Here is a 12,851-nt window from a genome sequence, read left to right as displayed (position 1 = left end):
TAATAATGCAATTTGAAATTGCATTATTACCCTCTGTAAGCCGTAGGCGTTAGGCAAAGCTATTTCCTTATCATAAATAATACTTTTAAACTTTTAGCTTATGGCCTAAGGCTTATAGCCTTCAGCCCTTTTATGTATATCCCTTTTTTTTATTTTTAGCTTAATCCTTTAAGCTAACATGATTGCTATGAGAAAACTAATTACAACGTGTTTATCTATGTGTTTGGCTTGGACTGTACAGGCACAATTCAATCCTCAAAAAGAAATTGATTATTGTGCCAATCAAGCGCTAAAAACGATACAGTCTTTACCAAAAGAAGGTCAAGGAAAGAATATTCCAAGAAGTATTGATAAGGATAAAACAGACTGGCGTTATGTCGATTACAAAGATTGGTGTAGCGGTTTTTGGTCTGGAGCACTGTGGTATTTGTATGAGGGTACCAAAAATCCTGAGTTTAAAGTCCAAGCGAAAAGATTTGACAAGCAACTAAAACCTCTATCCCAAGAAAAAGCGTTTGACCACGATTTAGGGTTTCAGATTTTCTGTAGCTATGGAAATGGTTACAGACTTACGGCTGATGCATCATACAAAAAGGTAATATTAGCCACAGCTGATACGTTGGCGACGCTCTACAATCCTAAGGTCGGAACTATTTTGTCATGGCCCAGAGAAGTAAAGAAATTTGGTGCCCACAATACCATTATCGACAATATGATTAACCTCGAACTGCTATTCTGGGCAGCAAAAAATGGGAAGCATAAAGAGCTGTACAACATAGCCGAAAAACATGCATTGACAACCATGAAGAATCATTTTCGAGACGACCACACCTCATATCATGTCGTTTTGTATGATTCTTTGACGGGTAAGAAGATTAAAGGAATAACTCATCAGGGCTATGCAGATCACACCATGTGGGCAAGAGGTCAGTCATGGGCTATTTATGGATTTACGATGTGCTATAGATTCACCAAAAATCCTCAATTCTTAGATTTTGCGCAGAAAGTGACAGATGTGTATTTGAAGAATTTACCCGATGATTCCTTGATTCCCTACTGGGATTTTAACACCCCTGAGATACCTAATACCACGAGAGATGCCTCCGCAGCAGCAGTGACAGCATCGGCCTTATTTGAATTGGCAACATATGTAAAAAGCCCAACAAAAAAGGCATTGTATCTCTCAAAAGCCAAAAAAATGGTAGAAAGTTTGTCATCCCCAGAATACCAAAGCAGGAAGGTAAACAATGCATTTCTTCTACATTCGACAGGAAATAGACCAATCAACGGGGAAGTGGATGCATCGATAATTTATGGGGATTATTACTACTTAGAAGCTTTGTTGAAATATAAGAAATTACTCAAACGTAACTGAATTTTTATCACTTAACCTCCGAATGTACCTACTCATCCCGTCTATTGGGGTTTTAGTTTTACTCCTATTGGGATTAGATAGTTTTCCCGAATAGACGGATGAGCAACTCAGAAAAAACAATCATTTCTAAAATCATGATGAGAAAACTTACCATAACCTTGTGTGTTTTTTTGATGCAAACCTATGTTTTTGCCCAAAAAGGACTTATTACTCAAACACTTCAAACTGTCAAATCACCTGATGGGAAATTACTCTGTCAACTTTATCAAAAGCTTGACAAAAAAGGGAACAAAGCTATTTATTACACATTAAGCTATAAAAATACCCCAATCATTTTGGAGTCAGAGCTTGACATTCAGCTCGATAATCATTTGTCAGAATTAGCAATGGCCTTGAAAGTAGACAAAACTACCAAATGGTGTGAAGACATGGAGTTTATCAAAGCGAGTACATCCGAGGTTGATTCTGTCTGGAAACCTTTATACGGAGAGCGATCAGTCATCGAGAATCGCTACACTTCTACTGCACTTTCGTTTCAAAAGGCGGGTAACCATGACTATAAAATGGATATTCAGGTAAGGTTGTATAATGAAGGTTTGGCACTTCGTTATTTTTTTCCTGAAAATCCCAAAGGTTCATATTACCAAATCACCGCTGAGAATACGGAGTTTGCAATGCCTGAAGGAACAACGGCATTTTACACACAATGGGCGCAAGGAAAGTACCAAGAGCTTCCTCTCAAAGACTGGGTAGATTCAGGAGAAAGACCTATGCCTTTGCGACTTTCAAATGGGTTGTGGGCTTGTTTGGCAGAAGCTGAAATGGTGAATTATGCGCGTGGAAAATTTGCGCTTTCCAAAACCAAAAAGAATACCATTCAAACTAGCTTATATGGTGGAGTTGATGCTATTACCTATTTTGGCACGCCTTGGCGAGTAGTTATGGTGGGGGAGTCGGAAGGACAACTCATTGAAAATAATGATATTCTCCTGAATCTAAATCCTGCTAACAAGATTGCTAAAACAGATTGGATTAAGCCAGGGAAAATCATACGTGAAATGACTCTGACCACGCAAGGTGCCAAAGATGCGATAGATTTTGCCGCCAAAAATAACCTACAGTATATTCTATTCGACTGGAAATGGTACGGTCCAGCGCTGACTTGGGACACTAACGCAGCTACGGTTGTAGCTCCAATTGATATGCCAGCTGTAGTAGCCTATGGGCAGCAAAAAGGAGTAGGCATTTGGTTATACGTCAATCTCCAGTCGCTTGTCAAACAGGCTGATGAGATTTTCCCTCTCTATAAAAAATGGGGTATTAAAGGAATCAAATTTGGTTTTGTGCAGGTAGGTTCTCAACATTGGACGTCTTGGGTTGAGGGGGCTATTAAAAAATGTGCTGCCAATGATTTAATGGTGAACATCCACGACGATTGGAGACCAACAGGTGAAATGCGAACCTATCCTAACCTCATGACGGCTGAAGGTATACGAGGCAATGAAGAGATGCCAGATGCAACCCATAATGTTACTTTGCCATTTACCAGATATATTGGTGGCGCTGCTGACTATACGATTTGTTATTACACCAATAGAATCAAAACTACGCATGCGCATCAGTTAGCTATGGCAGCGGTATATTACAGTCCTATTCAGACCTTGTTCTGGTATGACAAACCATCACAGAGTAAGGATGAGCCAGAACTAGAATTTTGGCGCAAAATACCAACCACTTGGGATGAAACAAAGGTTGTAAATGGTAAGATTGGCGAGTACGTTACGATGGCTCGTAGGTCTGGAAATGACTGGTTTTTGGGAAGTATGACTAACAATACTGCTCGTAAACTTAATCTCGACTTTGGTTTTTTAGCAGTTGGGAAAAAATACAAAGCACATCTTTATTTTGATGATGCAACTGCAACAACCGCCACTAAGGTCGGATTGAAAACAATCAGTGTTGATTATACAAGTAAGTTAGAGGTAGATTTGTTAGCCTCAGGAGGATATGCAATTTGGTTTGAGGAGGAAAAATAGTTTAGAGAAACAGGTTAATTATGAAACATATAGGAGTTGATATTGGAGGCTCACATATTACAGCCGCCCAAGTTGATTTACATAAAGGAGAGGTAATAGCTTCTACCTTGTCGAGAGCAAAAGTTCACCCTCATGGAACTGCTGAAGAAATTTTGGGTACTTGGTCAAACACAATCAGGGAAGCACTAGGTGGTTCGGTAGAGGGGCAGATTGGTATTGCAATGCCAGGACCTTTCGATTATTTGACAGGAATTTGTTTGATGAAAAACGTCAACAAATACGAAGCCTTGTACGGACTAAATATCAAGGAAGAATTTTCGGAAAGACTTGGAATAGCCCCTGAGAACATCGTATTCAGAAATGACTCTGAGGCTTTTTTAGCGGGAGAAATGCGCTTCGGTGCCGGTAAAAGTTTTGACCGAGGTATGGGTATTACACTTGGTACAGGTCTGGGCACCTCGATTTACGAACATAATGAAGCCCGAGATATGGCACTAGGTATCAATTACCCTATGTTGGAAGGAGTTGCAGAGGATTATATCTCTACTCGTTGGTTTGTAAGCACTTATCAACTCAAAACCCAGAAGTCAGTTGAGGGAGTAAAACAGTTAGTTCAGTTGTATTCTTCAGACGAGGCCGTACGTGAATTGTTTGAGGATTTTGGACAAAACCTTTCCACATTTGTACATGGATTCATCAAACAGTTTACCCCTGAGGTCGTAGTCATTGGTGGTAATATTGCGAATGCTTCTGAAAAGTTTTTTCCAAACCTTTCCCAACAGCTTTCAGAATATCAACCTCCTATACAGCTCAGAAAGGCCATTTTGAATGAAGAGGCAGCTCTGCTCGGTGCTCTCAGTAACAAGTAAGCATCAGTACCTAATACTGTTGAATTCGGAGTTAGTGCTGTACTAATAAATCCGGATTTGGGATTTCTGATTTCGGAAATAAAGTAAAATACCTTTATTTTTTACAAAACATAAAAGCTTACACCTCCGAAATCCAACATCCGATATCCGAAATAGAAAGTTTTAAAATCCTTAGTACAACCCTAATTCGGAGTTTTGAATTATTCGGATATATTTTGGGAATAGAGGTATTTTACTCTATTCCTAAAATCAACAATTCCCAAGTTGTAATAGTTGTAAACCATTCGTGTATTACTATTCATGAATGTTGAATCAATTTTTTAATGATTAATATTTTACCCTAAATGTATTCATGATTTTATAAGAAATACATTCGCTTGTGAAGTATATCTTAATGTCTATTGCGGGTACAATCAATTCAGTTTTGCCCAATAACTTATTCTAGCCCAAAGTTTTTATAATCCATGTCCAATATTAAGGCTTCCCTTACGGAGCGAAAGTATCTAATGACTTTCGCTTTCGTTACCTCTTTGTTTTTACTTTGGGGTGTAGCACACGCCATGAGCGATGTGTTAAATAAACATTTTCAGAATGTATTACATGTCAGTAAAGCCCAATCAGGTTTAATTCAACTTTCAGTATTCGGAGCCTATGCCATTATGAGTATTCCTGCAGGGTTATTCATGAAACGTTTTGGGTATAAAGCAGGGGTGTTGTTTGGCTTAGCCTTGTTTGCCTCAGGAACATTTTTATTCGTTCCAGCCGCCAATGCCGAGTCTTTTGGAATGTTCCGTCTAGCGCTATTTGTCCTCGGATGTGGTATGGCTACCTTAGAAACGGTTGCACATCCATTTGCCGCTGCACTTGGCTCGCAGGAGACCTCCGATCAACGGCTGAATTTTTCACAATCATTCAATGCTGTTGGTACGATTATCGGTCCAGCCATTGGCTCATATTTTTTGTTGAGAGCAGGTGGTAACGAAGGCAGTGATTTAGGCTCTGTAAAAAGCTTGTATGTGTCTATTGGCATTACAATTTCTATTATTGCTGTTTTGTTCTCCTTGATCCAAGTTCCTAATTTGGAGGTTGGTCATCATGGTGATGAGGCAGATATCTCACTTGAAGAAAAACCATTGTGGAGACAAAGCCATTTTATTTGGGCAGTTATTGCACAATTTTTTAATGTTGCGGCGCAGGCAGGAACATGGTCGTTTTTTATTAATTATGGGCATGATGTGATGGGATTCTCTGATGATCAGGCGGCAAATTACATGATAATCTTTATGGCTATGATGGCACTTGGACGTTTTGTAGGGACTTTCTTAATGAAATACATCGCGCCTAACAAGCTCCTAGGAATGTTTGCTTTGGGCAGTATCATGTCGTGTCTGCTGGTGGCACAGGCTTGGGGATGGGTATCTTACGGTGCTTTGATGATGATTAATTTCTTTTTCAGTATCATGTTTCCAACCATTTTTAGTTTAGGTCTCAAGAGTTTGGGTAAGCATACCCAACAGGGAGCATCTTTTATTTCGATGGGAGTAGTTGGAGGCGCATTTTTTCCACTTTTGATGGGATTAGTTGCCAATCAAAATGTAGCCCAAGCTTATTATTTACCGATTATCTGCTACGTAGTAATTGCAAGCTTTGCTTTTTGGTTATATAAAATAAAAAAATAATACAAGTAGGGTATTCTAACATCAATTTTTTCTCCTTATCTCAGAAACTCAATTTTGCCCTAAACAAGAATTTATTGCTGTCCCAAAATTGTTTCCCCATCCTTCAGTGAGTTCCCTCGCTTGAGGATGGGAAATTATTGATATACAGGGGTTTGGCCGAAATATGAGTGCTGAATTATAATTTCTCATTAGGGCTGTGCGAAGGATTTCAAACTATTGCAGATCTGGGATTTCTGATTTCGGAAACAAAGTAAAATACCTTTGTTTTTTGTAAAATATAGAAGATTATACTTCTGAAATCCAACATCCGATATCCGAAATAAGCAGTTTTTATAATCCTTCGTATAGTACTAATTTCTAATTGTCAGCATTATACATTCTTACTTAGGTATTAAGCAAAATGATTTCTGTGAATCCATAGGAATGTTCTCCCCAAAGCCCATGGCTGAAAGCTAAAATCCAAATAGTTGATTTTTACTTTGCCCAAAACTTATTTAATTCTAATTCAATGAATTTACTCAAAAATCTATTTTTTAAGATAACATTATTGGTAGGTGTTTGCTTTTACCACAGAGCATTGTTTGCACAAACGCCATTTGTGTCAAAAGCATGGGTGGCCGATAATGGTGCTGGAACCTACAAAAACCCTATCCTTCATGCAGATTATTCAGACCCTGACGCTATTCGGGTTGGAAATTATTACTATCTAGTTTCTTCCTCTTTCGAGAATATTCCTGGACTTCCGATTCTACGTTCTAGTGACTTAGTTAATTGGAAAATAATTGGAAATGCATTGACTGTTCAAACGCCAAAAGAGGTATTTGATACTCCACAACATGGAAAAGGGGTATGGGCGCCAGCCATCCGATATAACAAAGGTGAATTTTTGATTTATTATCCAGATCCTGATTATGGGATTTATGTAATTCGTGCCAAAAACCCAACTGGGCCATGGTCTACGCCCGTATTGGTTGAAGCAGGCAAAGGATTAATTGACCCTTGTCCTTTTTGGGATGAGGATGGAAAGGCCTATTTGATTCACGGATATGCAGGAAGTCGCGCGAGTATAAAGAGCATTCTGGTATTAAAATCTTTGAATACAGATGGTTCCAAAGTACTCGATGCTGGCAAAATTATCATAGATGGACACGAGACTGACCCAACATTGGAAGGGCCTAAAATTTACAAGAGAAATGGTTATTATTATGTATTTGCCCCAGCAGGTGGGGTAGCTACAGGTTGGCAATTAGTGTTTCGTTCCAAAAATATATATGGTCCCTACGAAAGAAGAATTGTAATGGATCAAGGGAAAACGACTATTAATGGTCCACATCAAGGAGCTTGGGTCACAACTCCTAATGGCGAAGATTGGTTTTTACATTTTCAAGATAAAGGGGTATTTGGTCGTGTGGTGCATTTACAACCAATGATTTTTAAAAATGATTGGCCAGTCATTGGTATCGACCCCGATCGTGATGGCAAGGGTGAACCTGTCATGACCTACAAAAAGCCAAAAAGTGTTCTTCCTGCGGTCATAGAAACTCCTCAAGATACAGATGAGTTTAATAGCTTGGATTTGGGTCTTCAATGGCAGTGGAACGCAAATCCCAAACCCACATGGTCGTTTATGTACCCGAGTAAAGGCGTATTGCGATTATTTTCTGATAAAATTCCCTCCAACGAAAACCTTTGGTGGACTCCGAATGTATTGCTACAAAAGTTTCCTGCGCCTACTTTTACGGTCACCACTAAAGTTCAATTTACACCAAATGACAGACTCACCAATGAAAAAGTTGGACTTGCTATCATGGGTTTCAGTTATGCCAATATTGCTTTAAAATCTACGAAAGATGGCGTTTGGCTTACCTATACCACTTGTAAAGATGCCGATAATCATAAGCCTGAAATAGAAACAAAAATTACTCAAATCGACCCAAAATCTGCGATTTATTTTCGTGTGAAAGTACAAGAAGTTGGTTTGTGTAAATTTAGTTACAGTATCGACAATCAGAATTTTGTAGAGGTAGGAGAGGCCTTTCAGGCAGAAGTCGGACGTTGGATAGGCGCAAAATTTGGGCTCTTTGTTACCCGTGAAGACTCGATTAATGATGCTGGTTATGCCGATTTTGATTGGGTAAGAGTCGAGAAATAAATTAGTTATAAAACATTTTTCTAGTGTAAAAATATGAAGCATTTTAAAAAGCTTATTTTCCTTTTCTTGATTAGCCTATTCATGGAAATGAAGGCTATCGCACAAAAACATCAAAATCTATTCTTCACACCAGAACGTATCACACTTCTAAAAAAACGAATAGAAACTGATACTGAGATTCGTAAAAACTGGGAGGAAGCACTTTCAGTTGCAAAGCTCCAACTTCAAAAACCTGATTTGGATAAAATAGATTATTTGAGTTTGGCCTACCTGATGACTGGTGAGCAAATGTATGCCGACAAAGTAAAAGAGCAACTCTTAAAACTTTGTACCCGTAACACTTGGTCAAATCCAGAAATGCTGAAACGTCAACCAGCTTGGTCTTCAGACTTGCGAACTGCGGGTAATTGCTGGATAGTAACGATGGGACTCGAAGGTATCTATGACCAATTGTCGAAAGAAGAAAAGAATACCATCGTTTCAGGCTTGATGCGCATGGGTATTCGTCCCGCTTTAGACGAGTGGTTTTTACCCGAAAAAAGAATCCATACACTCAATTCAATGGGGCATAACTGGTGGTCTTCGTGTGTGTATATGGCGGGTGTTGCTTTGCTCTCGGTCAAAGATGAGGTGCCAGAATCTGGAAAATGGTTAAAAGATTTGAGCGAATCCTCAGAGGAATGGTTTGGTTTTGCGGGCGACCAATTACAAAATAAGGTTAAAACTTGGGATGCCAACGGTGGTATGTATGAAAGTGTAAATTATGCCTCTTTTGGTGTTTCTGAGTATCTATTATTTCGCTTGGCCTTTCAAAATGTATTGCCCAAAGTAAAACAACCTGATATTCCTTTACTCAAAAATATTCCTTCATTTTTTATGAATGTAGGATATTCTCGAGATGGAATGATGTATTCTTTGACTTTTGGCGATAGTCATAAAAATATTGTAGGCGAGCGACCTGTAAAATTACTATGGGCTCTAGGATATCAAAATCCTAATTCTTTGTGGTATTTGAACAATATCGAAACAGGACAGCACCGTGAAGGTTTGGCAAAAAATGCGCCGATGGGATTAGTATATCATCCAGATTTTTCAAAACTACCTCAATTACCAAATCTCCCTACTTCGCAATTGTATGAGGAAATGGATTGGGCAACACTTAGAGATTCTTGGAAGAAAAATTCGACACTTTTGGCGGTAAAATCTGGACATACTTGGAATCACTCTCATGCAGATGTAAACTCATTTTTGCTATTACATAAGGGAGAATTTGTGATTAAAGACGCTGGACATAGTTGGTATGCTTCGAAAGAATACCCTGCTTACTTTTTTCAAAGTCCTGCGCACAATGTGTTGACTTTCAATGGAAAATATCAGCCAACCGAGCAACAGTATCATGGTGCTCCCTTGCGTGGTGAAATGACTAATTTACTAGACGTAGGCGATATCAAATATGTGCTATCTAACGGCACAGGACCAACCTCCTCGATTTACAGTCGAAATTTCAGACATTTTTTGTGGATTGGAAAAGTAATCTTAGTAATCGACGATGTAAAGGCGCACGAGACAGGAAAATTTGAGTGGCTTATACACCCAGCTGGCGAGTCTCAGAAAGTACGTGGAGATATTAGTATTGTAAATAAAAATGGAGCTGTGTTGGTCAGACCTCTTTTCCCTGAAACCTTGGTAGAGACTGGGTTCAACCATGATTTTCCCGAAAAAATGATTCTGAATGAGGTCTTGGCACCTAAGGAGGACAATGTGAAGGAACAAGAAAAATATTATGGTATTGCTTATCCAGAACAGGTTCGTCAAACCAAGTTTATTACCGCCATTATTCTGAAAGATTCAGTGAATGATACCAATATTCCAGAGATAGAAAGAGTGACTGGAGAGGATATGATTGGAGTAAAAATTAAGCAAAATGGTAAGGTAACGGATGTGTATCTCAATCTCAAAGCAGATGGACGTTTGATGCACCTCAACAGTGTGAAGACCTTTGGCAATATTACAACAGATGCCTATTTGACGGCGGTGTCGCATCCCGAAAATGAGCCCAATACGATTTCGGATTATTTTATCGGATATGGTAGTTTTATTAGAAAAGACCAACAAACGTTGTTTAGTTCATTGTCAAAATTATCACTTGTAGTAAAGGCAAAGGATACCAATTATGATATCCAAATAACAGGACAACCGCTGATTCGGGCAAGTTTTGCCGCTTCAATAAAACCCAATAGTTTAAGCGTAAATGGTCAAATGCAGAAAGTAGACTTTCAAAAAGGAATTTTTTCTATAAATTTACAAAAGTAGAAATATCAAAAGTTTCTTTTGATTATGAGTATTCAGTGAGTATTTCATATCAAAAGAAACTTTTACCAGTATGAAAACCTCCATTTTTTAAAATTAAGCCTAGAAAAGTAATGGGAAAGATGAAATAATATATCTGTGCCTCAATTAGAAAGTATCCTGCTGATTATGAGTGCAATCCAATAACTGATGTGCTATTTACTGATTACTTCTTTTACACATTAGTAAAGACAAATAAACCAAATCTATGAATTTCTAAACTTTAACTAATTTCTATGAAAATGAATGAAAATATACCTCGTGATGAAGCCTTAGTTAGTGAATTATGGTTACGATTTAAAAGTGGCGATGGAGAGGCTTTGGACCAAATTTTTGCATTACGCTACCGTGAACTGTTCAATTATGCCACTCGATTTACCAAAGACAAAGAGTTTATTAGAGACTGTGTTCAAGACCTTTTTCTTGAAATGTGGTCACATCGAGAAGGTTTAGTTGATAGTCCCTATGTAACAGTTTACCTAATTAAAGCCTTAAGAAATAATCTTTTCCGAAAACTGAAACTTGAAAAAAGATTAGGAGAATCTACCGATCTTAATGATGAATTATATTTTCTTTCGGATGGCCAATCAATTGAGTCGGAGTGGATCGACGCTGAATTGCTTCAAGAAAATGAGCAGACGATTCGAGATGCTATCTCCCAACTTCCTAAGCGGCAGCAGGAAGTAATTTTCCTTAAGTATTACAAAGGTCTTTCAAACGAAGAAATTGCCTCAATTATGAATATTGAGAGACAAACTGTTGCCAACTTTTTGCATCGCTCCCTCACGAGTTTAAAGCGTAATTTAGTGATGCTGGCCGAATTTTTAATCCTACCTTTTATCAATCTTCTTTTCCTAAAAATCTAAAAATAAACTAAATCCAATCTTCATATTTTGATTACCGCAACCAAAGTTTTGACTTTGGTTATGTTTGTTTATGACATGTTGTAATTGCTGTTCTTTATTTTAGATTAATTAACTTGTTGATTTTTAGTGATTTATGTATTTGTCTTAATTTTTTTTGAAATTTTACTAAAACAAGGAGTATTGAGTGTACAACTTGTACTGTATCATATTACAAAGGCTAATAATCCAAATTTATCTATGCAAAATTATAAGAGTTATAATACAAAGGATTTTATTCTCGACGATGCCTTTTGCCGATGGGTTCTACAAAAGTCTGAGACAGATAATCAGTTTTGGAACCAATGGTTACTAGAAAATTCTGAGAAGTCGCATCAGGTGATGATTGCTAAGGAAATTATCCTCAAAATCCAGAATGCGCAGAATGAGATTACAGAAAGTGAGTTAAACGATGAAATACAACGTTTTTCTGAAAAGAGAAAACAACTAGATAATAAAGAATTTACCTCTAAACCTAATATTAAAGTTCTTTCTTGGCTATTATGGTTCAAATACTCTGCTGTTCTGGCCATTGCAATAATTGGCTTTGCTTTGATAACAAACCAAGATACCGTCAAAAAGTTAACTTTTTCAGAAACAGCCTACGATAAAAGAACAAAGGCTATTGAGAAAGCATTGGTGGAAGTAAGCAACGATGGGAACCATGAAAAAATGGTAAAACTCCCAGATGGTAGCCAAGTATTACTTTCAAAAAACAGCAAAATTAGCTATCCCAATCCCTTTGGCGTAACACAAAGGTCTGTCTATCTGAGTGGTGAAGCATTTTTTGAGGTAGTGAAAAATCCGAGCAAACCCTTTGTGGTATATGCCAATGAACTGGCTACGAGGGTTCTTGGAACCAGTTTTACGATTAGTTCATACGATAAAGCCGATGAGGTAAAAGTAATCGTAAAAACAGGTAAAGTGGCAGTTTTTCCATTAGGTCTTGAGGATGAAGTGTTGGATAAAAAGCCAGAAATGATGCTTACCCCAAACCAGAAGGTTGTATTTAATAGGATTGATAATCAAATGAAACGCTCTTTGGTCGAAATCCCAGAACCTCTGAAAAATAGTGCAGATTTTAGTAAATCGTTGGTTTTTGAAAATAGTCCTGTGACTAAAGTTTTTGAAAAGCTTTTTGAAGTTTATAACATCCCTATAGTGTATGACAATGCCCTGATGGAAAACTGCAGAATTACTGCCGAGCTGGGGAATCAACCTTTGTTCGAAAAACTAGACCTCATTTGCAGGGCAATCGACGCTAAATACGAAGTTATAGATGGCCAGATAGTCATACATGCTAAGAAATGTAATTAGCCTATAAACAGTTCTATATCAAGATTTAGTACCCATTTCAACAAAAAAGTCGAAGGTGTTGGAGCACCTTCGACTTGACTTTCCCAACACGTTGCGCTAACAACTTCCAACCTACGCTAATAGGTTGGGCTGGGATTATTTTGCTCATTCTTAACAAAAGTCAAAACAAGTT

General features: G+C 38.0%; 8 protein-coding genes. All 8 read left to right on the top strand.

The genetic code is table 11. The annotated features are described in order from the left end of the window. Positions 1 to 187: 187 nt before the first annotated feature. Positions 188 to 1,375, top strand: a complete 1,188-nt coding sequence (locus tag QM524_RS22180) for a glycoside hydrolase family 88 protein (protein ID WP_283346282.1) — start codon at positions 188 to 190, stop codon at positions 1,373 to 1,375. Between the two features lie 134 nt (positions 1,376 to 1,509). Further along, complete coding sequence (locus QM524_RS22175) at positions 1,510 to 3,411, top strand: glycoside hydrolase family 97 protein (protein ID WP_283346281.1); 1,902 nt, start codon at positions 1,510 to 1,512, stop codon at positions 3,409 to 3,411. 20 nt (positions 3,412 to 3,431) lie between these two features. Next, positions 3,432 to 4,280 (top strand): ROK family protein, encoded by an 849-nt coding sequence (locus tag QM524_RS22170; RefSeq protein ID WP_283346280.1) that lies wholly within the window; start codon positions 3,432 to 3,434, stop codon positions 4,278 to 4,280. A 464-nt stretch (positions 4,281 to 4,744) separates the two neighbouring features. Beyond that, on the top strand, positions 4,745 to 5,959 hold the full coding sequence (locus QM524_RS22165; protein ID WP_283346279.1) for a sugar MFS transporter: 1,215 nt from the start codon (positions 4,745 to 4,747) through the stop codon (positions 5,957 to 5,959). A 508-nt stretch (positions 5,960 to 6,467) separates the two neighbouring features. Then, entirely contained in the window at positions 6,468 to 8,111 is a 1,644-nt protein-coding gene (locus tag QM524_RS22160) for a glycoside hydrolase family 43 protein (RefSeq protein ID WP_283346278.1), read from the top strand. A gap of 33 nt (positions 8,112 to 8,144) precedes the next feature. Beyond that, a complete protein-coding gene (locus QM524_RS22155; RefSeq protein ID WP_283346277.1) occupies positions 8,145 to 10,424 on the top strand; it encodes a heparinase II/III domain-containing protein in 2,280 nt (759 codons plus the stop codon). 272 nt (positions 10,425 to 10,696) lie between these two features. Continuing rightward, the gene (locus QM524_RS22150; RefSeq protein ID WP_283346276.1) at positions 10,697 to 11,326 is read left to right on the top strand and encodes an RNA polymerase sigma factor; all 630 of its coding nucleotides are present in this window, start codon (positions 10,697 to 10,699) and stop codon (positions 11,324 to 11,326) included. A gap of 237 nt (positions 11,327 to 11,563) precedes the next feature. Further along, positions 11,564 to 12,679: a FecR family protein gene (locus QM524_RS22145; protein ID WP_283346275.1), complete on the top strand. Its 1,116-nt coding sequence runs from the start codon at positions 11,564 to 11,566 to the stop codon at positions 12,677 to 12,679. Positions 12,680 to 12,851 lie beyond the last annotated feature (172 nt).

This window comes from Flectobacillus roseus, assembly GCF_030056595.1.
GTDB classification, from domain to species: domain Bacteria; phylum Bacteroidota; class Bacteroidia; order Cytophagales; family Spirosomataceae; genus Flectobacillus; species Flectobacillus roseus.
Note: the sequence above shows the minus strand (reverse complement) of the source record. Positions and strands in the feature narration are given on the sequence as shown.